Here is a 23,260-nt window from a genome sequence, read left to right on the forward strand (position 1 = left end):
CCATGGCATTTACGGACCCTTAAACGATCGTCCCTATCATTAACGATGCCCGTAAATGAAAGGTTACCGCGGACGTCAAATTCCTTAACGCCGCAGCAATTTTTTCATCCGAACTGTGGCAGTTCGGACTCAGGGTTAAAAGTGTAGAAGCCGGGGTCTCGCTATCCACGGGAGTATTGCGTATGAAGACGCGTGACAGCCTTGTGCGCCTGAAAGAATTTCAGGTGAATGAAAAGCGCCGCCAATTGCAGCAGTTACAGCTGATGATGGCGGAGTTTGAACGTATGGCGAAAGAGCTGGAGCACCAGATTTCGCTCGAAGAGAAGAAATCGGGCATTTCCGATCCGAATCACTTCGCCTATCCCACCTTTGCCAAGGCCGCGCGTCAGCGTGCGGACAATCTGCAAGTCTCGATCCGGGAATTGCGGGTGCAGCAGGACGGCGCCGAACTGGCGCTTGAAGAAGCCCAGGCCGAACTTGCCAAGGCAACGGCTCTCGAAGAACGCGACGGTGGCATGCGCGCCCGCGCGTAACCACACCACCGTAAGACGCGAGACCCGAACACAACAGGCGCGGATGCAAGGCTTGCATCCGCGCTTTCCCGCGTTTCCAGCCGACCTGCTCAACCCTTGATGATGTCGCGCCATTCCGGATGGCGCTCGACCTGCGCCTTGAAGAAGGGGCAAAGCGGAATGATCTTCCAGCCGCCGCTTCGGGCTTCCAGAACGGCATGCTCCGCAAGGGCCTGTCCCACCCCCTTGCCACGCAGCGCATCATCCACCCGGGTGTGATCGATGATGATCAGCTGCGGATCGGCGCGCGAATAGGTCATCTCGCCGAAATAGCCGGCCAGTTCCGCCCGGTAGCGCCCGCCCGAGGTGCCTTCTTCCTGCGTGATCTGCATGGTCGTCTCTCCGCCTTGGACTTTGCGCTTCTTTGGTCTGCCGTCATGATGTAGGACGCAGATCGTCCAAAACCAGACGGGAAGGGTGGCAATGACGCGGCAAAGACGCCGATGGCCGGTGCGCATGCTGGTGCTTCTGGCCGGGTTCAGCCTCGCGCTCGGACTGACATTGCCGATCATCCGGATGGACCGCCTCTACGTTTTTACAGAAACGCCGTCGATCATCGATCTGATCACGGGCCTCTGGTCCGACGGCGAATGGCTGCTTTCGCTGCTGATTGCGCTCTTTTCGGTGATCTTTCCGGTGCTGAAGCTTGTCTTGCTCCTCGCACGGGAGGCCGTGCCGGAGATGTCGGCCGGCTGGCTCGGCCGCACGCTGCCGCATCTGTCCAAGTGGTCGATGATTGACGTGATGCTGGTGGCGCTTGCGATTTTTGCGGCCAAGAGCAGCGGGCTGGCGGCTGCCGTGGCGCAGCCGGGCCTTTGGTTCTACGCAGCCTCTGCGGTCATTGTCGGGCTGCTGCTGCCCGCAACGACACGTGCGGGCGGTAAATAACGCATCCATCCGGAACACTGCAGGGTCGCCATGGGCCACCGTCATGCAAAATATCCCGCGGGAGTAATCTCCCGGGGATCACGGGGAGGGGTAAGCGTGCGTGCCTAGTGGCGGTACTGCTGAATGCGGGTGGTGCGCAGACCGGCCAGGCCGTGCTCGTTGATCGAAGACTGCCAGGACAAAAATTCCTCGACGGTGAGGGTGTAACGTTCGCAGGCTTCCTCGAGACTCAACAGGCCACCACGCACCGCAGCAACCACCTCCGCCTTGCGGCGGATGACCCAACGGCGCGTATTGGCCGGCGGAAGGTCCGCAATGGTCAGGGGGCTGCCATCGGGGCCGATGACATATTTCACTCGAGGGCGGATCATTTCGGTCATTGGACTCTCTACACTACACAAGACCACAAAGCGGAGCCTAGCCGCTCAGATTTAACAATTACCTAAACGGGAACATCACTTTAGAAGGAGTTTCTCGCATGCGGCTGTTTCTGCAGCCCTCTGTGCATAACTTCGGCCCCGATCAGTATTGTTAAGAAGATCCTTATTTGTTCCTCACAGCCTGAAAAGCGACAGCTGCGTGCGGCCGGAACCTTCATCGATCGTGGCAGACCCGCCATGCAGCAGGCTGAGGTGGTCGCCGGCATATAGCTGGACGATCGCCACCCCGCTGGCGGTTGTCGGCGCCGCAGTTGGCCCCTGAACCGTGAGCAAAGTGACCGATCCATTGCGGCGCAGGCTGACGGAAAAGCCGGACGAGGTGGTGACGATGACCGTCAGGGCTGCGAGAAAAAGCCCATCCGCCGGCACCGACAGCGCATTGCCACCGCCGGCGAGTGCCGCACCGAGCGCAAAGCCGCCCTGTTCCAGCGCAAGCGCGGCAAAACCCGTTTCGCTGCCGGAGGCCGGGGTGGAGGTGCCAGCCGCGCGATGGGCGCGGGCGAGCGGCCTGTTCGGCATCGAGACCCGGCCCTCACCATCGCAGTGGAGCGCGGTTGCCCAGGCGGACCCATCGCCGCTGACCTTGATCGAGAAGGCATCATTGCCGGAGAGGCCCATTTCCGCTCTGCCGGACCAGTTGGACTGGAAGAGCAGGGAGGCAGTGTCGCCGGCGGTTGCCTTGTTGAGTTTCAACTGGTGGCCTCCGCCCGCATGGTTGAGGAGTGTCGCAGGAGAGGAGAGCGCAAGCCGGTTCGTGTCGTCCGGCGTGGCCGAGATGCCGAGGCGGGATGGGGTCAGGATGTCGGGCAAGGGCGGGCGTTGCCAGCCGCTGCCGGTGAAGATCTTCAGCACTCCGCTGTCCTTGAAATAGGCGAGATAACCGGTCCGCGGCGCGGCAAACAGCCAGCCACCATCCTGAAAGCAGGCGATCTGGCCGGCGCGTCCGCTCCAGGCGCCGGTGGGTGCGCCGCCGACGGCAAACCGCTGGCCCTCCGACGGCGCGCCGGGTGCGACATCGCCCTCATATTCCAGGGCAAGCTGTACGAGACGGTCGAGCATCACGAGCGCCTCGTTGTGCATCACGTGCTTCTGCGCCTGCGAGGGCAGGATATAGGGCAGGTGAAGGTTGGGTGTCGTATCGGCCATGGGGCGGCTCCATCTTAGCGGGTCTCGAAACCATGCTAAGGCAGGACGCAGGGGCGGGGACGACGCAGGCGCCAAGGAATTGAAAAGACAGGCCGAGGAGGTGCCGTTCGTCCCCGTTGTCTGCGACGGTTCTCCGGCGTTGCCCCTCTGCCACGCTTTGCCATCTTTGCGCGCTTGGCCGACACAGCAACGTGAAGAGAGAGGCAAACGGACTTGTCCTTTATCTTCCATATGCGAAGGTGGGCCGATTGTTCCAGGATACCCGCATGCGCTATTCCGCCCTCGAGATCATCCGCCACGCGTTTTCCGGCAACCGGCACTGGAAGCCTGCCTGGCGGGAGCCGCAACCGAAACCGCAGTATGACGTGATCATCGTTGGCGGCGGCGGGCATGGGCTGGCGACCGCCTATTATCTCGCCAAGGAATTCGGCGTCACCAATGTCGCGGTGCTGGAAAAAGGGTATCTCGGCTCCGGCAATGTGGGTCGCAACACGACGATCATCCGCTCCAACTATCTCCTGGAAGGCAACGAACCCTTCTACGAGTTCTCCATGAAGCTGTGGGAAGGGCTGGAGCAGGATTTTAATTTCAACGCGATGGTCTCGCAGCGCGGCATCGTCAACCTGTTCCATTCGGATGGCCAGCGCGATGCCTATGCGCGGCGCGGCAATGCCATGAAGATGCACGGTGTCGATGCCGAACTGTTGGACCGGGAGGGCGTGCGCAAGCTGATGCCCTTCCTCAATTTTGACCATGCCCGGTTTCCGATCCTCGGCGGGCTGTTGCAGAAGCGGGCGGGCACGGCACGTCATGATGCCGTCGCCTGGGGCTATGCGCGCGGTGCCGATAGCCGTGGCGTCGATCTGATCCAGAACTGCGAAGTGACCGGTATTGTCCGCGACGAGACGGGGCGGGTAACCGGCGTCGAGACCTCTAAGGGTTTCATCGGCTGCACCAAGCTCGCACTCGCCACCGCCGGCCACACCTCGGTGACGGGGAAGATGGCGGGGCTTGACCTGCCGATCGAAACGCATGTGCTGCAGGCCTTCGTGTCTGAAGGGCTGAAGCCGGTGATCCCGAACGTCATCACCTATGGCGCCGGACACTTCTATATCTCGCAGTCCGACAAGGGCGGTTTGGTCTTCGGCGCCGATATCGACTACTATTCCTCCTATGCCCAGCGCGGCAACCTCGCCACCGTCGAGCATACGATCGAGGAGGGGGTCTCGCTGATCCCCGGCCTGTCGCGCGCCCGGGTGCTGCGCGCCTGGGGCGGGGTGATGGACATGTCGATGGACGGCTCGCCGATCATCGACAAGACGCCGATCGACAACCTCTACCTGAACTGCGGCTGGTGTTACGGCGGCTTCAAGGCCACGCCCGCCTCCGGCTTCTGCTTTGCCCATCTGATCGCCAAGGACGAGCCGCATTATACGGCGCGCCTGCTGCGCCTCGACCGCTTCCGGCGCGGTTTCGTGGTGGATGAAGGCGGCAAGGGCCCGCAGCCGAACCTGCACTGACGAGACAAGAAAAGCCATGGCAAGCCTGATCACCTGTCCCCATTGCGGGGTCCGCCCGAAGGAAGAATTCGCGATCCGCGGCGATGCGGTGCCGGTGCGCCCGGGGCCGAATGCCTCCGACGATGCCTGGTATGCTTATGTCTATGTGCGCGACAACCCGAAGGGGCGCATCCGGGAATACTGGCACCACACCGGCGGCTGCCGGCGCTTCCTCATCGTGGAGCGAGACAATGTAACCCACGAGGTCTTTTCCGTGACCGATGCGGACGCTCTGGCGCGCAACAAGAGCGGGGAGGTGGCCTGATGGTGCCCTATCGCCTTTCCACCGGTGGTCTCGTCAATCGTAACCAGCCGCTCTCGTTTACGTTCGATGGCAAAGCCCATCGTGGGTTCGAGGGTGATACGCTTGCCTCCGCGCTGCTCGCCAATGGTGAGCTGCTGGTGGGTCGCAGTTTCAAGTATCATCGTCCGCGCGGCATCGTGACCGCCGGTTCGGCGGAACCGAATGCGCTGGTGACCATCGGCACCGGAGGCCGCACGGAGCCCAATAGCCGCGCCACCGTCGCCGAACTTTATGGCGGGCTGACCACCCAAAGCCAGAACCGCTGGCCCTCGCTGTCCTTCGATATCGGCGGCATCAACAGTCTGCTGTCGCCATTCCTCTCGGCGGGCTTCTACTACAAGACCTTCATGTGGCCGGCCGCCTTCTGGGAGAAGGTTTATGAGCCGCTGATCCGCCGCGCCGCCGGTCTCGGACGGCTGGCAACGGAGGCCGATCCGGACCGCTATGAAAAGGCCTGGGCGTATTGCGACCTGCTGGTGATCGGGTCCGGTCCCGCCGGTCTGATGGCGGCACTGGCGGCGGCGCGTGCCGGTGCCCGCGTGATCCTGGCGGACGAAGGCTTTCGCCTCGGCGGCTCGCTTCTGTCGGAAAGCGTCGCCGTCGGCGGCCTGCCCGCGGCAGACTTTGCCGGGACGATCCTCGCCGAATTGTCCTCCCTGCCGAACGTCACCCTGATGCCGCGCACCACCGTCTTCGGTTGGTATGACGACATGGTGTTCGGCGCGGTCGAGAAGGTGCAGAAACACGTGGCCGAGCCGAGCCTCGATCTGCCGGTGGAGCGGATCTGGCGGATCGTGGCGAAACGCGCCGTCTTGGCCTCCGGCGCGGAAGAACGGCCGCTCGTCTTCGGCGGCAATGACCGCCCGGGCGTGATGACCGCGCAGGCGGCGCGCACCTATCTCAACCGCTACGGTGTTTCCGCTGGCCGCAAGGTGGCTATCTTCACCAATGGCGGTTCCGGGTATGGGCTCGCGCGTGATCTCGTGGCCGCCGGTGTCGAGGTGACGGCGCTGATCGATGCGCGGCGCGAGAGCGGCGATCTTGTGCCCGACGGGCTGCGGCTGATCCGTGGCGGGGCGGTGACGGCGACCAAGGGGCATCTGGCGCTGAAGGGCATCATTGCCGACCGCTCCGGTTACGAAGAGGCGATTGCCTGCGATGCGCTCGCTATGTCTGGCGGCTGGTCGCCGATCGTGCATCTGATGTGCCAGCGCGGCGCAAAGCCAGTCTGGTCCGAGGAAAAACAGGCGTTTCTGGCGCCGGAGGTTGGTGCGGCCTTTGTGCCCGCCGGCAGTGCAGCGGGGCTTGCTGATCTTTCCGCCTGCCTGAAGGATGGGGCGAACAAGGCAACGGCGCTTTGCCGCGACCTCGGATTTGCCGCTTACGAGGCGGACCTGCCGGAGGTGGAGGGAGCCTATGACCCCGACTTTGCAGCCCTCTGGTATGTGCAGGGCTCGAAAGGCAAGGCCTTTGTCGATTTCCAGAACGATGTGACGATGGCCGATCTGGGGCTGTCGCAGCGGGAAGGCTATCGCTCGATCGAGATGAGCAAGCGCTATACGACCGGCGGCATGGCGACGGATCAGGGCAAGCTCGGCAATGTCAACACGATCGGCATCGTCGCCGGTATGCGTGGCGTTTCGCCGGCGGAGATCGGCACCACCACGTTCCGTCCCTTCTATACGCCCGTCTCCTTCGGGGGGCTGGCGGGCACATCGCGGGGTGAACATTCGCGGCCCGTGCGCCGTTCGCCGCTGCATGGCTGGGCGGCGAAGAACGGTGCGGTCTTCGTCGAAGCGGGGCTCTGGTACCGCTCCTCCTGGTTCCCGCGCGAGGGCGAAAAGACCTGGCGCGACAGCGTGGACCGCGAGGTGCGCACTGTGCGGGCGAGCGCCGGTCTCTGCGATGTCTCGACGCTCGGCAAGATCGAGATCTTTGGTGCCGGTGCGGCGGAATTCCTCAACCGCGTCTACAGCAACGCCTTCCTGAAACTGCCAGTCGGCAAGGCGCGTTACGGCCTGATGCTGCGCGAGGATGGCATCGTCTATGACGACGGCACCACCAGCCGGCTCTCCGAAAACCACTATGTGCTGACGACCACCACGGCCTATGCGGCGGAGGTGATGACGCATCTGGAATTTGCCGCGCAGACGCTCTTCTCCCATCTCGACGTGCGGTTTGCCTCCTCCTCCGACCAATGGGCCCAGATGTCGATCGCCGGGCCGAAAGCGCGCATCATCCTGCAGCGGTTGGTGGAGGACGATCTCTCCGATGCCGCCTTCCCCTTCCTGGCCGCGCGCGCGGTGACGCTGAAGGGCGGGCTTGCCGCCCGGCTGTTCCGCATCTCGTTTTCCGGCGAGCTGGCATTCGAACTGGCCGTGCCCGCCGGCTATGGCGAGGCGGTGGCCGATGCCATCATGCAGGCCGGTTACGAGGAGGGCATCTGCGCCTACGGCGTCGAGGCGCTCAACGTGCTGCGCATCGAAAAGGGTCATGTGACGCACAACGAGCTGGACGGCCGCACCACCGCCGACGATGTGGGGCTTGGCCGGATGATGGCGATGCAGAAGCCCGATTTCATCGGCAAGCGGCTCTCCACCCGCTTCGGCCTGACGGCGGCCGACCGCCTGCAACTGGTGGGACTGAAGCCGGTGGAGGCCGATGGCGAGATCAAGGCCGGCGCGCATCTCTTGAAGGAAAATGCCAAGCCTTCCACCGTCAACGATCAGGGGTTCGTCTCGTCGGCTTGCTACTCGCCGACTCTCGGCTCGCATATCGCGCTCGCCATGCTGAAATCGGGCCGCGAACGCTATGGCGAAAAGATCGTGGTGTGGGATGCGCTGCGCGACAGCGAGATCCTCGCCGAAGTCTGCGCGCCGGTCTTCGTCGATCCCGACAACACCAAACTCCAGGCCTGAGGGACACGCCGATGACCATCGCCTTCGTTCACCGGCATGTGCTGGAAGACCACATCATCGGCTTCGAGACGAAACCGAACGCCCACCACATCACCGTACCGCGCCACCCGACCATTCTGACTGTCCTGGCGCATGCGGGTTCGGAGGCTGCTGTCGGTGCCGCGCTCGCACATATCGAGGGCGTTTCCGTCCGCGTCTGCGGCCCCGCCGAATGGCTTTGCGTGTCGGAAACCGTCTCTGCCGAGGCTCTGCTGCGGCTTGTGCGCGAGATCGAGGGCGCCTCTGCCTTCGATCACAGCGATGGCCGGGTGCTGCTGCAGATCACTGGTGCGCATGTGCGCAAGATCCTCGCCAAGTGCCTGGCCGTCGATCTGCATCCGGAGGCCTTTGCCATCGGCCGCTCGGCGAACATGCTGGTGGCGCATGTCTCCGGCAACCTCATCCGCACCGCGGACAACATCTTCGAGATCATCGTGCCGCGCTCCTATGCCGGCACCGTCTTCGAGGAGCTGATGGAAATGGGCCGCGAGTTTGCGCTGACGGCAGGGTTCGCCGGCGAATAGGCTTCAGGTGATCGCAAGGATCTCCAACTCCTGGCCGCCAACGGTCACCACATCGCCGACCGTTTTGCCGAGCAGCGCCTGGGCGACCGGCGAGACATAGGAAACGCTGCCGGCCTTCGGATCGGCCTCGTCCTCGCCGACGATACGATAGGTCTGTACACGTCCATCCTCGCGCTCGAAGCGCACCGTGTGGCCAAACGCGACCACTTCCTTGGAGGCCGGTGCCGGGCGCAGATCGGCGGTGCGCAACCGCTCCACCAGATACCGGATGTCGCGGGCCGGCCCTGCGGAGTGTCGACGGCGCTCGTTGACATCCTCTTCGACCTGCGCTGCCTCGAAGGCCGCGCGCGCCTCCGCCAGATCCCGCTCCAGGGCCTTCAACCCGGCTTCGGTGACGAGATTGGGATGGGGCGAGACCACCCGGTCCGGCAGGATGGTTTCCGCCGCGGTCTCTGCACTGTCTTCCTTTGTGAAGGCTACGCTCAAGGGTCTGGCTCCGGTGAGTGATCGAAGTTGCTTGATATACCGCGGGAGGGCAAGGGGGGAAGGGAGAGTGACGGGAATGGGAATGGGCCCCGTTTCGTGCTAAAAACGCAATCCTGAGAAAAGGTTTCATCATGCAGCCTAAGCGATCTCTCCAAATTACCCTTCCCGATGAGCTTGCCGAGATGGTGGCGATGAAAGTTGCCTCCGGTGAATATGCGAGCGAGAGCGACGTGATCCGCGATGGCCTCCTGTCGCTCGTATCCCGTGATGCGAGCTTGGAGCGCTGGTTGAAGGACGATGTCGCGCCAGTCTATGACCGGTACAAAGCTGACCCGGCCAAGGCTGTCTCGCTTGAGGATGCCATGCACCATCTGAAGAGCCGCATCGCGGATCATGGGACCAAGTCCAGGTGAAACGGTATGTCGTCCGACTGACTCCGGATGCGGAAGCCGACCTTTTCAACATCTATCGCTATATCCTTGAAGCCAACGGCGTCCGAGACCATCGCGCTTGGTTACCTCGACAGGATCAACGCCTTCCTCGCCTCCTTTCAAACTTTTCCCGCACGAGGCAGCCTGCGTAACGAAATCCGCGAAGGCCTGCGGATCAGTTATCGCGGCCAGTCGCTCGACCTCTGAGGGTCACCGATCAGCCATGCCGCAAACGGCACAATTTGTTTCGCGAAAGCGACTATTGCCTGCCATCACCTGCCTCTAGGCTCGCATGCCAGCGGTTCGGCCAAGGGAGTGTTTGCGGATGAAGAGTCATGCCAGGGTTGTCGTGATCGGCGGTGGGGTCGTCGGCTGTTCGGTGCTCTATCACCTCACCAAGTTCGGCTGGACGGATGTGGTTCTCGTCGAGCGCTCCGAACTCACCTCCGGTTCGACCTGGCATGCGGCGGGCGGCATGCACACGATCAATGGCGATCCGAACGTCGCCAAGCTGCAGAAATACACGGTCGAACTCTACAAGGAGATCGAGGAGTATTCCGGCCAGGATATCGGCCTGCACATGACCTCCGGCCTGATGCTGGCGGCGACGCCGGAGCGGTTCGACTGGATGAAGTCGCTGCTTGCCAAGGGAAAATATGCCGGCGGCGAGGCGCGGCTGATCTCGGCGGACGAAGCCTATGCAATGATGCCGTTGCTCGACCCGACCCAGTTCGTCGGCGCGGTCTTCGATCCGCATGAGGGCCATCTCGACCCTTATGGCACCACGCATGCCTATGCCAAATCGGCCAAGAAGAACGGTGCCGAAATCTACCTGCACACCAAGGTGGAGGCGCTCAGCCAGACGCCGGACGGCACCTGGCGGGTAATCACCGACAAGGGCGAGATCTTTGCCGAACACGTGGTGAATGCCGCCGGGCTCTGGGCGCGCGAAGTCGGCCGGATGGTGGGGCTGGAACTGCCGGTGCTCGCCATGGAGCACATGTATCTCATCACCGAGGATATGGCGGAAGTGATCGACTTCAACCGGACAACCGGCAAGGAGCTGATGCATTGCGTCGATTTCGATGGCGAGATCTATATCCGCCAGGAGCGCAACGGCATGCTGATGGGCACCTATGAAAAGGATTGCCGCCCCTGGTCGCCGATCGAAACGCCCTGGACGTTCGGCCACGAACTCCTGGCGGAGGATCTGGAGCGCATCACCAACGAGTTGGAAGTCGGCTTCCGGCATTTCCCGGCCTTCAACAAGGCCGGCATCAAAAAGATCATCAACGGCCCCTTCACCTTCTCGCCGGATGGCAATCCGCTGGTCGGGCCGGTGCGCGGCATGACGAATTTCTGGTCTGCCTGCGCGGTGATGGCCGGCTTCAGCCAGGGCGGCGGCGTTGGCCTTGCGCTTGCCAACTGGATCATCGAGGGCGATCCGGGGTTCGACGTCTTTGCCATGGATGTCTGCCGTTATGGCGATTACGCGACGCTTGCCTATACCAATGCCAAGGTGCGGGAAAACTATTCGCGCCGTTTCTCGATCCGCTACCCGAACGAGGAGCTGCCGGCGGGACGTCCGCTGCTGACGACGCCGATTTATGACCGGCTGAAGGCGGAAGGTGCGGTCTTTGGCGCATCCTATGGCCTGGAAACACCGCTCTGGTTTGCGCCGCCGGGTGTCGAAGATCGTTTCACCTGGCGCCGTTCGACCGACTTCGAGCACGTGGGCGCCGAAGCCAAGGCGGTGCGCGCCGGTGTCGGGCTGATGGAGACTTCGGGGTTTGCCAAATATTCGGTGAGCGGCGAGGGGGCGGCGGAGTGGCTCGATCATATGCTCGCCGGAAACATCCCGCCGGCCGGCAAGATGGCGCTCGCCCCGATGCTGAACGAGGCCGGCAAGTTGATCGGCGACTTTACGCTGGCCAACCTCGATGATGACGATTTCCTGCTGATCGGCTCCGGTATTGCAGAGGACTACCATATGCGCTGGTTCGAGAGCCACTTGCCGGACGACGGCTCGGTGGAGATCAATCCGCTGGGCATGAGCCTCGTCGGCTTGGCGGTGGCCGGACCGAAATCCCGCGCGGTGCTGCAGGGGCTGACGCATGTCGATCTTTCAGTCGAAGCCTTTCCGTTCATGGCGATCCGCGAGCTCGATCTCGGCATGGCGCCGGTGCTGATCGGTCGCGTCAGCTATACGGGCGACCTCGGTTACGAGCTCTGGATGCGGCCGGAATACCAGCGTCATGTGTTCGAAATGCTGATGGAGGCGGGCAGGCCGCATAGCATCCGGCTCTTTGGGCTTCGGGCGCTCAATGCGCTTCGACTGGAGAAATCCTATGGCAGCTGGTCGCGCGAATATCGCCCGCTCTACGGGCCGCTCGAGGCAGGGCTCGGCCGATTCGTGGCGTTGAAGAAGGAGGCGAATTTCGTCGGCAAGACATCCGCCATCGAGGAAAAGCTGTCTGGCGGAACGCTTCGGCTCATCACGCTGATCGTCGATGCAAAGGACGCCGATGTGCTGGGTGACGAACCGATCTTCCTGAATGGCCAGGTGGTCGGCTGGGTCACATCCGGGGGGTATGCCCATGCGTCCGGTTGTTCGGTGGCGCTCGGTTACGTGCCGAAGGCCCAGGCGGCGGTTCAATCCGGGTGGCAGATCGAGGTTCTGGGCGAGATGCTGAAGGCGGTCCTTCAGGCGGAACCACTGTTCGACGCCGATGGATCGTTGATGCGTCAATGATCAAAAGACGGCTTTTTGGTCATTTTATGCTGCATTTCTAGGTTCTTTGGTCTGTTTCGCGCCAGTTTCCGGTCCGGTTGGGGGTAAATGGCGACAATACATGATTTTGACTTCCCTTTTCGGATGAAAGCGGTATGAAATTTCCAACACCGAAGAACCCATAAGGGCCACACATACAAGAGGCGCGACTGCCCTTCCTGCAGATCGCGTCCGGGGGAAAATTTATGGAGTATTTCATCCAGCAGCTCCTGAACGGGCTGACTCTTGGATCCATCTATGGTTTGATCGCGATCGGCTATACGATGGTCTACGGCATCATCGGCATGATCAACTTTGCCCATGGTGACATCTTCATGCTTGGCGGCTTTGCCGCGTTGATCGCCTTCCTTGTCCTGACATCCTTCGTCGCCGGCGTTCCTGTGGCGCTCGCGCTGTTGATCATGATGGTTGTCGCGATGCTGGTGACGAGCCTGTGGAACTGGACGATCGAACGCGTTGCCTACCGGCCGCTGCGTGGATCCTTCCGCCTCGCGCCGCTGATCACCGCGATCGGCATGTCGATCGTGCTGTCGAACTTCATCCAGGTGACGCAGGGTCCGCGCAACAAGCCGATCCCGCCGCTGATCAACGATGTCTATCATTTCGGCGACGTCACCGTCTCGCTGAAGCAGTTCGTGATCGTCGCGGTCACGGCGGTGCTGCTCACCGTCTTCTGGTACATCGTCAACAAGACGCCGCTTGGCCGTGCCCAGCGCGCAACCGAGCAGGACCGCAAGATGGCGGCGCTGCTCGGCGTGGACGTCGACCGAACGATCTCCATCACCTTCATCATGGGGGCGGCGCTTGCTGCTGTCGCCGGTACGATGTACCTCATGTATTACGGGGTCGCTTCGTTTGCCGATGGTTTCATCCCCGGCGTGAAGGCCTTCACCGCAGCCGTTCTCGGCGGCATCGGCTCGCTGCCGGGCGCTGTTCTGGGCGGCTTGCTGATCGGCCTCATCGAATCCCTCTGGTCCGCTTATTTCTCCATTGCATACAAGGACGTGGCGACCTTCGCGATCCTCGCCTTCGTGCTGATCTTCAAGCCGACCGGCATCCTCGGTCGTCCCGAAGTGGAGAAGGTATAACTCCATGCCGAACACAAACTCTTCTGCCAATGATGCGGCACCGGGCGTGATGGCCCAGGCCGTGAGGGAAGGCCTCTTTGCCGGCGTTCTGGCGTTTGGCATGTTCCTTCTCTATGTCGGGATCGAAACCTACCAGAACATCGACAATGCGCTGGTGTGGCGCACGCGCTGGGGGCTTCTCGCCGTCTTCGTTCTGGTCGCTGCCGTCGGCCGTTTCCTGATCGTCGGTTTCCTCAAGCCGCGGATCGACCGCCGCAAGCTGTCCAAGGCCAAGGCCGGTATTCCGGAAGTCTCGGACGACAAGGGCTTCTTCCACAAGAACTTCCTGAAGCTCGCCATGCTGGCGCTGGTTCTCTACCCGCCGGTGGTGGTCAGCCTTTACGGCGTGCAGGGCTCGCTGAAGTTCGTCGATAACTTCGGCATCCAGATCCTGATCTACGTGATGCTGGCCTGGGGTCTCAACGTCGTCGTCGGCCTCGCCGGTCTGCTCGATCTCGGTTACGTGGCCTTTTATGCCGTCGGCGCCTATTCCTATGCGCTGCTGTCGGATACGTTCGGCCTGTCCTTCTGGCTGCTTCTGCCGCTGGCCGGTATTTTGGCGGCCTTCTGGGGCATCATTCTCGGCTTCCCGGTCCTGCGTCTGCGCGGCGACTATCTCGCCATCGTCACGCTCGCCTTCGGTGAGATCATCCGGCTGGTGCTGATGAACTGGTCGGATGTGACGGGCGGCACGGCGGGTATCTCCGGCATCGCCAAAGCCTCGATCTTTGGCATCTGGTCCTTCGATGTCGGTGCGGACAATAATTTCGCCAAGGTCTTCGGGCTGCCGATGTCGTCGGCCTATTACAAGATCTTCCTGTTCTACGTGATCCTGGCGCTCTGCCTGATCACCGCCTACGTGACAATCAAGCTGCGCAGCATGCCAATCGGGCGTGCCTGGGAAGCGCTGCGCGAGGACGAGATCGCCTGCCGCTCGCTTGGCATCGATACCGTGAAAACCAAGCTGACGGCCTTTGCGATCGGCGCGATGTTCGGCGGTTTCGCCGGCTCCTTCTTTGCCGCACGCCAGGGCTTCGTCTCGCCGGAAAGCTTTGTCTTCCTGGAATCGGCGGTCATTCTCGCCATCGTCGTTCTCGGCGGCATGGGCTCGCTGACGGGGATTGCTGTTGCCGCGGTGGTGATGATCGGCGGCACAGAGCTTCTGCGCGAGATGGAATTCCTCAAGCACGTCTTCGGCGAAGATTTCACGCCCGAGCTCTACCGCATGCTGCTCTTCGGCATGGCCATGGTTGCCGTCATGCTGTTCAAGCCGCGCGGTTTCGTCGGCTCGCGTGAACCGACGGCCTTCCTCAAGGAACGCAAGGCCGTCTCCGGAAGCTTTACCAAGGAGGGTCACGGCTGATGACCCCCGGAAACACCACGATGACACGCGATACCATTCTGAAGGTCGAGCATCTGTCGATGCGGTTCGGCGGGCTGATGGCGATCAACGACCTGTCGCTGGAAGCCAAGCGCGGCGAAATCACCGCACTGATCGGCCCGAACGGTGCGGGCAAGACGACCGTCTTCAACTGCATCACCGGTTTCTACAAGCCGACCATGGGCATGATCACGCTCAACCAGAAGGGCGGCGATCAGTTTTTGCTCGAACGTCTGACGGATTTCGAGATCACCAAGAAGGCGAAGGTCGCCCGCACCTTCCAGAACATCCGGCTGTTTTCCGGCCTGACGGTTCTGGAGAACCTTCTGGTCGCCCAGCACAACAAGCTGATGAAGGCCTCCGGTTACACGGTCATGGGTTTGCTTGGGCTCGGTTCCTACCGTCGCGAGGCAGACGGTGCTATCGAGCTTGCTCGTCACTGGCTGGAAAAGGCCGATCTCATCGATCGCGCCGACGATCCGGCGGGCGATCTACCCTATGGCGCGCAGCGCCGTCTGGAGATTGCGCGTGCCATGTGCACCGGCCCGGAACTTCTGTGCCTGGACGAGCCCGCCGCCGGTCTCAACCCGAAGGAGTCGCTGGCACTCAACACGCTGCTCAACAGCATCCGGGATGAGAGCGGAACATCGATCCTGCTCATCGAGCACGACATGTCCGTGGTCATGGAGATCTCCGACCACGTCATCGTGCTGGAATATGGCCAGAAGATTTCCGATGGCACACCGGACCATGTGAAGAACGACCCCAAGGTCATCGCCGCTTATCTCGGTGTCGATGACGACGAGCTGGAAGACGTAATCCATGACGAACTCGAGGGGGGCTCGCACTGATGTCCGCCAACGTTAATTCCCAGGCAGACGCGCTCCTGACGGTGTCCGGCGTCGAGACCTATTACGGCAGCATCCGCGCGCTTGCCGGCGTCGATGTGCATGTCAACAAGGGCGAGATCGTCAGCCTGATCGGCGCCAATGGTGCCGGCAAATCGACGCTGATGATGACGATCTGCGGCAGTCCGCAGGCGCGCCACGGCACCGTCGTCTTCGACGGCACCGATATCACCAAGATGCCGACGCACCTGATCGCGCGCCGCCGTATCGCCCAGTCTCCGGAAGGCCGGCGCATTTTCCCGCGCATGACCGTCTATGAGAACCTGCAAATGGGCGCCGGTCTCGACAATCTGAAATATTTCAACGAGGACGTGGAGAAGATTTTTACGCTTTTCCCGCGCCTGAAGGAGCGCCAGAGCCAGCGCGGCGGAACGCTGTCGGGCGGCGAGCAGCAGATGCTGTCGATCGGCCGCGCGTTGATGGCCCGCCCAAAGCTGCTTCTTCTGGACGAGCCGTCGCTCGGTCTCGCGCCGCTGATCGTCAAGCAGATTTTCGAGGCGATCAAGGTGTTGAACGAGACGGAGGGGCTGACGGTCTTCCTCGTGGAGCAGAATGCCTTTGCGGCACTCAAGCTGTCGCACCGGGCCTATGTGATGGTGAACGGCAAGGTGACCATGAGCGGATCGGGCAGGGAACTGCTCGCCAATCCGGAAGTGCGCGCTGCCTATCTCGAAGGCGGACGGCATTGATGCCGGCATCAGGGAGACGATGACATGCAAGGTCTTTTCTTTGAAACCGATACCGGCGCCCGTTACGTGCTGCGCTTTCTCGTGCTGATGATCGGCCTTTGGACCGCCTGGCGCACGGGACGCGCTGTGGCGGAAGGCTGGAAGGAACTGCCGCTGGTGGTGGGCTATGTTCTGTTGCTCGGCGTTCTGATGCGCTTCCTGCACTTTTCGCTGTTCCAGGGGCCCTTCCTCAGCCTTGGTTATTACCTGATCGATGTCGTGCTCTTGCTGGTCGTCGCGATCGCCGGTTTCCGGCAGCGCCGGACGAGCCAGATGGTTGAAAACTACTACTGGCTCTACGACAGAAGCAGCATGTTCTCGTGGAAGAAGAAGAATTGACAGCCTGAGGTTTTCGGCTTCAGACTGCAACCAATCCGATTGGGCTTTTGCCCAGCAAAGGGAACCAGTTACCGGCGCAAGGGTGGTGGGTCTTGCGTCGGTCTTTACACCGACCCGCTCAAAAAACTGGGAGTAACATTATGAAGAAGTCTCTTCTCTCAGCAGTCGCGCTGACCGCCGTCATGGCGTTCAGCGGCACTGCCTGGGCCGACATCCTGGTCGGCGTCGCCGGTCCGCTGACCGGCCCGAACGCAGCCTTCGGTGCACAGCTTCAGAAGGGTGCGGAGCAGGCTGCAGCCGACATCAATGCCGCTGGCGGCATCAACGGCGAAAAGATCAAGATCGTGCTCGGCGACGACGTATCCGACCCGAAGCAGGGCGTATCCGTTGCCAACAAGTTCGTCGCTGACGGCGTCAAGTTCGTCGTCGGTCACTTCAACTCGTCGGTTTCGATCCCGGCATCGGACGTCTATGCCGAAAACGGCATCGTGCAGATCACGCCGGCTTCCACCAACCCGAAGTTCACCGATCGCGGCCTGTGGAACACCTTCCGCACCTGCGGCCGTGACGACCAGCAGGGCGCTGTCGCCGGCCAGTATATCGCTGAAAAGTTCAAGGGCGTTCCGGTTGCCGTCGTTCACGACAAGACCACCTACGGCCAGGGCCTTGCTGACGAAACGAAGAAGGCGATGAACGCCCTTGGCGTCAAGGAAGTCATCTACGAAGGCATCACCGTTGGCGACAAGGACTTCTCGGCCCTCATTTCCAAGATGAAGAACGCCGGCGTTGGCGTTGTCTACTTCGGCGGTCTGCACACCGAAGCCGGTCTCCTGATGCGTCAGATGGCCGACCAGGGCGTCAAGGCTCCGCTGATGTCGGGCGACGGCATCACCTCGAACGAACTGGCCTCCATCGCTGGCGACGCCGTCAACGGCACGCTGATGACCTTCCCGCCGGATCCGCGCCAGAACCCGAATGCCAAGGACCTCGTCGAGAAGTTCCGCAAGTCGGGCTTCGAGCCGGAAGCCTACACGCTCTACTCCTATGCCGCGATGCAGATCTTCGCTGACGCCGCCAAGGCTGCCGGTTCCAACGACCCGCAGAAGGTCGCTGAAGCCATGAAGGCCAAGGGTCCGTTCAAGACGGCCATCGGCGACATCGGCTTTGACAAGAAGGGCGACATCACCCGTCCGGACTATGTCATGTACGAGTGGAAGAAGGGCGCTGACGGCAAGTACAGCTACTTCCAGATGTAAGATCCGTCCGGATCTTCAGGATCAAACTGTGAGGGAGCCCGGTATCGTGCCGGGCTCCTTTTTTATCGGCTGCCGCCGGTACTGCTTCATGACCAAGGACGGCCAGTCGATTTTCGTCTGCGGCGCTAAGACCACAAGCACTCCAGCACCGGCGACTGCCGGGAGGAACCGCGTCGCGGGCTTGAGCCCGTCTCAACTTGCCCGACGCGTCGCCGTGGCTCGTCGCGTAGCGGGGGTCGGCAGACGAATGATGTCATTCGTTTCGCGAAAAGTCGTTTTGCCGGTCGTGGGATGGAATGTCACCCATCGCGCAACCTGACCACCCAGGCTGGCCTCGATCAACTTGATCCGGTGCATGCGCAGGAAGTGTTTGGCATATTCGGCGTTGAGTGCGCCTGGATCGCCGCCACTATCGTCCCTGAGGCGGCCGCCATAAAGTTTGGCCACCAGCCTTTCGGCGCGCGCGCCGTTGCGACACAGGCTGTCCACCAGGCTTGCCATGGCGATGTCGCCGTAGCGGTATTTCTGCGTCACGGGGGCCTTGTCCCCGCCGCGTGGCAGGACAAAATGGTTCATGCCGCCGATCCCGGCGAGAGGATCGTAAATGCAGGCGCTGACGCAGGAGCCGAGCACGGTGCTGAAAATTCTGTCAGGATCACGCGTCACCAGACATTGACCGCCAATGATGTGGGTGACCTCCAAGCCGTCAAGGTTCTGACTCACGTATTGTTCTACTCTCTGCGTTCATAAGACGTCTTCGGCAATCTGGGGATGCCGTACATATCTGTATATTCTCAGATATTTATAGTAGATCTGCAAACTTAAGAAACGGAGAAGATCTGCCTACCAGTTTTCTGGAGGCAATTCCTGTGGTCTGGTTAACAGGATCGAAGCTGGCATGCCCCGGTTGTATGTTGCATCCGGTATGGCGTGCGCAACCAAAGTGGGTGTCACGGTCCGCGCCAGTTTGGTTAGGTGCCGTCACACCTCGTGCAGCACATTGGCCGCCTTGACGGCGGCGGAGGCCCGGTTTTCCACGCCGAGCTTCACATAGATCTGCTCGAGGTGCTTGTTCACCGTGCGCGAGGAGAGGCCGAGGATATCGCCGATATCCTTGTTCGACTTGCCCTTGGCGATCCAGAGCAGGACTTCGGATTCGCGGGTCGTCAGGGCAAAATGCTCGCGCAGCACAGCGTCGCCGGGCCGCCCGCTCGCACCGGTGACGCGGAAGAGATATTCGTCCGGGCCGATCGCGCCGAGATAGGCGAATTGCAGGCTCGTTTCCACACCTTCCTGCTGGAAGGAAAAGGCGGCATCGCGGGAAAATCCTGGCCGGTCGCGTTCGACCATCCAAGCGGCGATCTGGCGGACGACGAGATCGAGCCCGTCATCGCGGCCGATCGCCGAGTTGATCAGCCGGGTTGCCTGCGGGGTGGACCAGTGCAGCCCACCATTGCCCTTGACGGCCAGCAGATGCCGGCCGGCGGCATCGAGTGCCACGCGGGCGCTCTGGGCGGAACGGGCATTGGTCAGATGCACGCGGATGCGGGCGCGCAACTCGTCGATGTTGATCGGCTTCGTCAGATAATCGACGCCGCCGGATTCGAGCGCATGCACCACGTGCTCGGTCTCGGTCAGGCCGGTCATGAAGATCACCGGCACCTGCGAGACGGCGGAATTCGCCTTCAGCCGCCGGCAGGTGGTGAACCCGTCCATCGACGGCATCACGGCATCGAGCAGGATGAGGTCCGGCGTAATGCGGTCAACGATGTTGAGCGCCGACTGGCCCGACGTTGCGATCAGCACCGAAAAGCCGGAGGCCTCCAGAGCCTCCGTAAGGAAGCCCAGCGCTTCGGGGCTGTCATCGACCAGAAGAACGATGTCGCGGGGCTTGGCCAGGTCAGACATCGCCGGTGATCCTCTCCTCAGTGAATCGGTTGAGGAATGTCCTATAGCCTGTCAGGTCAAAGGCTTGAACATAGTGGCCCGCTTCTTCCGCAAACGGGCGGTGCGCCGGCTCGCGGGAGATTTCCGCCAGCTTTGCCTCAATGCCGCGGATGTAACCGATCTCGCCAAGCTCGATCAGGTCCTGCAGGTGGCGCTGACCGGGGCTGATGACGACCGGCTTGGCACCGGGCACATCCGGCACCCGCTCCCCCTCGTGGATCCAGGAGAGGCCCAGATGCACGGCAAGCTTGTCGGAGAGCTGGCGGATATCGACGGGTTTCGCCAGCGTGTCGTTGTGCCCATCGCCGGCGCGCACGGTGGAGGCACCATCGCCGATATTGGCGGACAGCATCAGGATCGGCGCCGTTTGACCGCCTTCGCGCAGCTTTTCGACCAGCTGCCAGCCGTTCATGCCGGGCATGCGGATATCGACGAGGAAAAGGTCCGGCTTCAGCCCCTCGATCAGCGTCAGGCAGTCCGGCCCGTCCTTGGCCGTCAGCACGACGAAATCCATCGGCACCAGTACCTCGCGCATCAGGTCGCGGTGGTCCTCGTTGTCGTCCACCACGACGATGGTGCGCCGCGCGCCGGTGTAGGAAATGATCTTCTTCTCCGCCGCCGGCAGGGTGTTGGCGCGGTCGATGGCGGACAGAAGCAGGCGCACCTTGAAGGTGGAGCCTTCATCCTTGCGGCTTTCGACGGAGATCTCGCCGCCCATCGTATTGGTCAGGAGCCGGGTGATGGTGAGGCCGAGGCCTAAGCCCGGCATCGGTCGCACGTTGTCGGCCTCGCCGCGCTGGAAGGGTTCGAAGATCCGCGACAGATCCTTGTCCGCAATGCCACAACCGGTATCGGCGATGGTGAAGGTTGCGACCTGGCTGCGGTAATCCACCTTGAAGCGGACACTGCCGGTTTCGGTGAACTTGATGGCGTTCGACAGCAGGTTGACGAGGATCTGCCGCACCCGCTTTTCGTCGCTTCGGACATAATGCGGCAGGTTGCGGGCGCGCTCGTGGATGAAATCCAGCCCCTTCGCCTGCGCCTGCGGGCGGACCATCTCGATGATCTGGTCGAGGAAATCGTGGATGTTGATCTCGTTCGAATAGACCTGCAGCTTGCCAGCCTCGATCTTGGAGATATCCAGCAATCCGTCGATCAGGCCTGACAGATGGTCGGCAGAGCGTTTGATGACCTTGATTGCCGACTGACGGGGCGTGGGAATGCTGTCGTCGCGTTCAAGGATCTGCGCGTAGCCCAGAACGGCGTTCAGCGGTGTGCGCAATTCGTGGCTCAATCCCACCACGTAGCGGCTTTTCGCGCGGTTGGCGGCTTCCGCCACCTCCTTCGCCTTCTGGAGCGCTGCATCCGTCTTTTTGTGCGCAGCGATTTCCTTCAAGAGCAGGGTGTTCTGGCGGGAGGATTCCTCTTCCGCCACCACCCGGCTGTCATGGGCAAGCACATAGAACCAGGAAACGATGCCGGCGATGATGGCGAAGACGAAAAACACGATCAGCACCGTGCCGTAGATCACCTCGGCATTGGCGGGGGCGGCCTCACCGACATGATAGGCGATCATCGCCAGAATGCCGCCGATCAGGGACACCGAGATGACGGCGGTCAGCGCGTAACGACCCAGCCGGGTCATCAGCCGCTCGACGATGCTATCGGAGAGGAAGGAGCGGGCGACGCTGCCGATCTGCGCCTTCATCTGCGCCTTTGGTTTGCACATGTCGTGGCAGCGGCTGTCCAGCGAACAGCAGAGCGAACAGATGGGCGCCGCATAGGCGGGGCACCAGGCCATGTCCTCCGGCTCGAACGGGTGTTCGCAGATGGAGCAGGTGATCGAGGTCTGGTTCTTCCAGGCGTAGCGCGGTTTGCGCGCCAGATAGAATTTTCCCTTGGTGCCCCAGGCGATCAGCGGCGACAGCAGGAAGGCAGACAGCGTCAGATAGGTGGAGAGGGAGGCCATCAGCGGCCCGAAGGCGCCGAAATGCGCGGTGAGGGCAATCGCCGCCGATCCGAACATCGAACCGAGGCCGACTGGGTTCAGGTCGTAGAGATGGGCGCGCTTGAACTCGATGCCGGGGGGCGAGAGGCCGAGCGGCTTGTTGATGAAGAGATCCGCCGAGATGGTGCAGAGCCAGGCCATGGCGATGATGGAGAAGATTCCGAGCGTCGCTTCCAGCAGCCGGTAGATGCCGAGCTCCATTAAGAGCAGCGCAATCGCTACGTTGAAGATCAGCCAGACGACCCGGCCCGGATGGCTGTGGGTGAGCCGCGAGAAGAAGTTCGACCAGGCAAGCGACCCCGCATAGGCGTTCATCACGTTGATCTTCAGCTGCGAGACGACGACGAAGGCGGCCATCAACAGAAGCGCCGCGGTCTCGTTCGGGATCATGTAGCCGAAGGCGGCGAGATACATGTGGGCGGGATCGGCGGCCTCGCGGGCCGGCACGCCCATCGAGAGCGTCAGCACGGCCAAAAAGGAGCCCGCCAGCAGTTTCGGCACGCCCACCACCACCCAGCCGGGACCAGCGAGGAAGACGGCGAAGCGGTGGCGCCATTTCTGTTGCCCTTCCGGCGGCAGGAAGCGCAGAAAATCCACCTGCTCGCCGATCTGCGGCATCAGCGCCAGGATGACCGCCGAGGCGGCGCCGAATTCCACGATGTTGAAGGGGGCGGCCTGTCCGGCATGGGCATTCGAATGGTTGATGCCGGCAAAGCTGCGCCAGAGGTCGAACTTTTCCCAATCGACGAAGGCGATGAAGACGAAGGGCAGGACGTTGAGGACGATCCAGAAGGGCTGCGTCATCAGTTGGAAACGGGAAATCAGCTGTACGCCGTAGATCACGAGTGGGATGACCACCACGGCGCTGATCATGTAGCCGAGCCAGGGCGGGATGCCGAGCGCGAGCTCCAGCGCTGCCGTCATGATCGAGGCCTCGATCGCAAACAGCATGAAGGTGAAGCTCGCATAGATCAGCGAGGTGAGGGTCGAGCCGATATAACCAAAACTTGCGCCGCGGGTGAGGAGATCGATATCCACCCCGTGGCGGATGGCATAACGGCTGATCGGCAGGCCGACGATCAGCATGGCGACGGCGGCCGTCAGGATCGCAAAGAAGGCGTTCGTCGTGCCGTAGGAGAGGGTGATCGCGCCACCGATCGCCTCCAGCGCCAGGAAGGAAATCGCGCCGATCGCGGTGTGCGAAATGCGGTTGGAGGAGAAACGGCGGGCGCTTTTGGCGGTAAACCGCAGCGCATAATCTTCCAGCGTCTGGTTTGCGACCCAGCGGTTATATTCACGCCGGACGGGAATGATGCGTTGCCGCGCTGCCATGCGCCATGCTGCCCTTTTGTGCATGCTGATCGATTGTGCACTCTCCAGGGTTCAGCACGATTTTGCAAGCGGATTGCGGTTCGTCACAAATGTGTCGCCGGACCTTGCACGCCGCCGCAATTGCGCCAATCTCAGA

General features: G+C 62.0%; 22 protein-coding genes. 15 read left to right on the top strand and 7 right to left on the bottom strand.

Translation table 11 applies throughout. The features are described from left to right. Positions 1-182 precede the first annotated feature (182 nt). The gene (locus G6N78_RS10325) at positions 183-533 is read left to right on the top strand and encodes a flagellar export protein FliJ (protein ID WP_165218061.1); all 351 of its coding nucleotides are present in this window, start codon (positions 183-185) and stop codon (positions 531-533) included. A gap of 89 nt (positions 534-622) precedes the next feature. Here the strand turns inward: G6N78_RS10325 and G6N78_RS10330 are convergent, their stop codons facing one another. Then, on the bottom strand, positions 623-904 hold the full coding sequence (locus G6N78_RS10330) for a GNAT family N-acetyltransferase (protein ID WP_165218063.1): 282 nt from the start codon (positions 902-904) through the stop codon (positions 623-625). Between the two features lie 91 nt (positions 905-995). On the opposite strand from G6N78_RS10330, the gene G6N78_RS10335 reads away from it, so the two are divergent. Beyond that, positions 996-1,460, top strand: a complete 465-nt coding sequence (locus G6N78_RS10335; RefSeq protein ID WP_165218065.1) for a paraquat-inducible protein A — start codon at positions 996-998, stop codon at positions 1,458-1,460. 104 nt (positions 1,461-1,564) lie between these two features. Here G6N78_RS10335 and sciP read toward each other — a convergent pair whose 3' ends face one another. Together sciP and G6N78_RS10345 are read right to left on the bottom strand one after the other, a co-directional pair. Beyond that, positions 1,565-1,840 carry a CtrA inhibitor SciP gene (sciP, locus tag G6N78_RS10340; RefSeq protein WP_165218067.1) on the bottom strand — a complete coding sequence of 92 codons (276 nt, stop codon included), beginning with the start codon at positions 1,838-1,840 and terminating at the stop codon, positions 1,565-1,567. Between the two features lie 174 nt (positions 1,841-2,014). After that, on the bottom strand, positions 2,015-3,046 hold the full coding sequence (locus G6N78_RS10345) for a DUF2793 domain-containing protein (protein WP_165218069.1): 1,032 nt from the start codon (positions 3,044-3,046) through the stop codon (positions 2,015-2,017). A gap of 266 nt (positions 3,047-3,312) precedes the next feature. On the opposite strand from G6N78_RS10345, the gene G6N78_RS10350 reads away from it, so the two are divergent. From G6N78_RS10350 to G6N78_RS10365, 4 genes are read left to right on the top strand one after another with little or no spacing between them, the layout of a single operon-like run. Then, on the top strand, positions 3,313-4,566 hold the full coding sequence (locus G6N78_RS10350; RefSeq protein WP_165218071.1) for a sarcosine oxidase subunit beta family protein: 1,254 nt from the start codon (positions 3,313-3,315) through the stop codon (positions 4,564-4,566). Between the two features lie 16 nt (positions 4,567-4,582). Further along, positions 4,583-4,870: a sarcosine oxidase subunit delta gene (locus G6N78_RS10355; protein WP_165218073.1), complete on the top strand. Its 288-nt coding sequence runs from the start codon at positions 4,583-4,585 to the stop codon at positions 4,868-4,870. Next, on the top strand, positions 4,870-7,827 hold the full coding sequence (locus G6N78_RS10360; protein WP_165218075.1) for a sarcosine oxidase subunit alpha family protein: 2,958 nt from the start codon (positions 4,870-4,872) through the stop codon (positions 7,825-7,827). Before G6N78_RS10355 ends, G6N78_RS10360 begins: the two co-directional genes overlap by 1 nt. An 11-nt stretch (positions 7,828-7,838) precedes the next feature. Then, positions 7,839-8,390 (top strand): sarcosine oxidase subunit gamma, encoded by a 552-nt coding sequence (locus G6N78_RS10365; RefSeq protein WP_165218077.1) that lies wholly within the window; start codon positions 7,839-7,841, stop codon positions 8,388-8,390. 3 nt (positions 8,391-8,393) lie between these two features. On the opposite strand, the gene greA is transcribed toward G6N78_RS10365, so the two are convergent. After that, entirely contained in the window at positions 8,394-8,876 is a 483-nt protein-coding gene (greA, locus tag G6N78_RS10370; RefSeq protein WP_165218079.1) for a transcription elongation factor GreA, read from the bottom strand. A 131-nt stretch (positions 8,877-9,007) separates the two neighbouring features. Here greA and G6N78_RS10375 point away from each other — a divergent pair, with 131 nt between their 5' ends. The 9 genes from G6N78_RS10375 (at position 9,008) to G6N78_RS10415 (ending at position 17,837) form a co-directional block, all read left to right on the top strand. Next, positions 9,008-9,289: a ribbon-helix-helix domain-containing protein gene (locus tag G6N78_RS10375; RefSeq protein WP_165218081.1), complete on the top strand. Its 282-nt coding sequence runs from the start codon at positions 9,008-9,010 to the stop codon at positions 9,287-9,289. Positions 9,290-9,355: 66 nt separating this feature from the next. Continuing rightward, positions 9,356-9,514, top strand: a complete 159-nt coding sequence (locus G6N78_RS10380) for a hypothetical protein (RefSeq protein ID WP_165218083.1) — start codon at positions 9,356-9,358, stop codon at positions 9,512-9,514. 118 nt (positions 9,515-9,632) lie between these two features. Further along, the gene (locus G6N78_RS10385) at positions 9,633-12,059 is read left to right on the top strand and encodes a GcvT family protein (RefSeq protein ID WP_165218085.1); all 2,427 of its coding nucleotides are present in this window, start codon (positions 9,633-9,635) and stop codon (positions 12,057-12,059) included. A 224-nt stretch (positions 12,060-12,283) separates the two neighbouring features. After that, positions 12,284-13,186, top strand: a complete 903-nt coding sequence (locus tag G6N78_RS10390) for a branched-chain amino acid ABC transporter permease (RefSeq protein WP_165218087.1) — start codon at positions 12,284-12,286, stop codon at positions 13,184-13,186. A 49-nt stretch (positions 13,187-13,235) separates the two neighbouring features. Next, the gene (gene livM / locus G6N78_RS10395; RefSeq protein ID WP_370691518.1) at positions 13,236-14,588 is read left to right on the top strand and encodes a high-affinity branched-chain amino acid ABC transporter permease LivM; all 1,353 of its coding nucleotides are present in this window, start codon (positions 13,236-13,238) and stop codon (positions 14,586-14,588) included. Next, a complete protein-coding gene (locus G6N78_RS10400) occupies positions 14,588-15,457 on the top strand; it encodes an ABC transporter ATP-binding protein (protein ID WP_165218091.1) in 870 nt (289 codons plus the stop codon). The genes livM and G6N78_RS10400 overlap by 1 nt, the downstream gene beginning before the upstream one ends. Continuing rightward, positions 15,457-16,203, top strand: a complete 747-nt coding sequence (locus G6N78_RS10405) for an ABC transporter ATP-binding protein (protein WP_165218092.1) — start codon at positions 15,457-15,459, stop codon at positions 16,201-16,203. Before G6N78_RS10400 ends, G6N78_RS10405 begins: the two co-directional genes overlap by 1 nt. Positions 16,204-16,227: 24 nt before the next feature. Beyond that, a complete protein-coding gene (locus G6N78_RS10410; protein WP_165218094.1) occupies positions 16,228-16,581 on the top strand; it encodes a DUF6867 family protein in 354 nt (117 codons plus the stop codon). 140 nt (positions 16,582-16,721) lie between these two features. Continuing rightward, complete coding sequence (locus G6N78_RS10415) at positions 16,722-17,837, top strand: branched-chain amino acid ABC transporter substrate-binding protein (RefSeq protein ID WP_165218096.1); 1,116 nt, start codon at positions 16,722-16,724, stop codon at positions 17,835-17,837. 192 nt (positions 17,838-18,029) lie between these two features. Here G6N78_RS10415 and G6N78_RS10420 read toward each other — a convergent pair whose 3' ends face one another. The 3 genes from G6N78_RS10420 to G6N78_RS10430 form a co-directional block, all read right to left on the bottom strand. Then, on the bottom strand, positions 18,030-18,560 hold the full coding sequence (locus tag G6N78_RS10420) for a chemotaxis protein CheD (protein ID WP_165218098.1): 531 nt from the start codon (positions 18,558-18,560) through the stop codon (positions 18,030-18,032). 258 nt (positions 18,561-18,818) lie between these two features. Next, complete coding sequence (locus G6N78_RS10425) at positions 18,819-19,745, bottom strand: response regulator transcription factor (RefSeq protein WP_165218100.1); 927 nt, start codon at positions 19,743-19,745, stop codon at positions 18,819-18,821. Then, a complete protein-coding gene (locus G6N78_RS10430; protein WP_165218102.1) occupies positions 19,738-23,124 on the bottom strand; it encodes a hybrid sensor histidine kinase/response regulator in 3,387 nt (1,128 codons plus the stop codon). Before G6N78_RS10430 ends, G6N78_RS10425 begins: the two co-directional genes overlap by 8 nt. Between the last annotated feature and the right edge of the window lie 136 nt (positions 23,125-23,260).

The organism is Allorhizobium pseudoryzae, from assembly GCF_011046245.1.
Taxonomy (GTDB): Bacteria; Pseudomonadota; Alphaproteobacteria; order Rhizobiales; family Rhizobiaceae; genus Neorhizobium; species Neorhizobium pseudoryzae.

Bases quoted from the DNA above. Each gene is read 5' to 3' on its own strand.
- G6N78_RS10325 (WP_165218061.1), top strand. From the start codon at position 183: ATGAAGACGCGTGACAGCCTTGTGCGCCTGAAAGAATTTCAGGTGAAT.
- G6N78_RS10330 (WP_165218063.1), bottom strand. From the start codon at position 904: ATGCAGATCACGCAGGAAGAAGGCACCTCGGGCGGGCGCTACCGGGCG.
- G6N78_RS10335 (WP_165218065.1), top strand. From the start codon at position 996: ATGACGCGGCAAAGACGCCGATGGCCGGTGCGCATGCTGGTGCTTCTG.
- sciP (WP_165218067.1), bottom strand. From the start codon at position 1,840: ATGACCGAAATGATCCGCCCTCGAGTGAAATATGTCATCGGCCCCGAT.
- G6N78_RS10345 (WP_165218069.1), bottom strand. From the start codon at position 3,046: ATGGCCGATACGACACCCAACCTTCACCTGCCCTATATCCTGCCCTCG.
- G6N78_RS10350 (WP_165218071.1), top strand. From the start codon at position 3,313: ATGCGCTATTCCGCCCTCGAGATCATCCGCCACGCGTTTTCCGGCAAC.
- G6N78_RS10355 (WP_165218073.1), top strand. From the start codon at position 4,583: ATGGCAAGCCTGATCACCTGTCCCCATTGCGGGGTCCGCCCGAAGGAA.
- G6N78_RS10360 (WP_165218075.1), top strand. From the start codon at position 4,870: ATGGTGCCCTATCGCCTTTCCACCGGTGGTCTCGTCAATCGTAACCAG.
- G6N78_RS10365 (WP_165218077.1), top strand. From the start codon at position 7,839: ATGACCATCGCCTTCGTTCACCGGCATGTGCTGGAAGACCACATCATC.
- G6N78_RS10375 (WP_165218081.1), top strand. From the start codon at position 9,008: ATGCAGCCTAAGCGATCTCTCCAAATTACCCTTCCCGATGAGCTTGCC.
- G6N78_RS10385 (WP_165218085.1), top strand. From the start codon at position 9,633: ATGAAGAGTCATGCCAGGGTTGTCGTGATCGGCGGTGGGGTCGTCGGC.
- G6N78_RS10390 (WP_165218087.1), top strand. From the start codon at position 12,284: ATGGAGTATTTCATCCAGCAGCTCCTGAACGGGCTGACTCTTGGATCC.
- livM (WP_370691518.1), top strand. From the start codon at position 13,236: ATGGCCCAGGCCGTGAGGGAAGGCCTCTTTGCCGGCGTTCTGGCGTTT.
- G6N78_RS10400 (WP_165218091.1), top strand. From the start codon at position 14,588: ATGACCCCCGGAAACACCACGATGACACGCGATACCATTCTGAAGGTC.
- G6N78_RS10405 (WP_165218092.1), top strand. From the start codon at position 15,457: ATGTCCGCCAACGTTAATTCCCAGGCAGACGCGCTCCTGACGGTGTCC.
- G6N78_RS10410 (WP_165218094.1), top strand. From the start codon at position 16,228: ATGCAAGGTCTTTTCTTTGAAACCGATACCGGCGCCCGTTACGTGCTG.
- G6N78_RS10415 (WP_165218096.1), top strand. From the start codon at position 16,722: ATGAAGAAGTCTCTTCTCTCAGCAGTCGCGCTGACCGCCGTCATGGCG.
- G6N78_RS10425 (WP_165218100.1), bottom strand. From the start codon at position 19,745: ATGTCTGACCTGGCCAAGCCCCGCGACATCGTTCTTCTGGTCGATGAC.
- G6N78_RS10430 (WP_165218102.1), bottom strand. From the start codon at position 23,124: ATGGCAGCGCGGCAACGCATCATTCCCGTCCGGCGTGAATATAACCGC.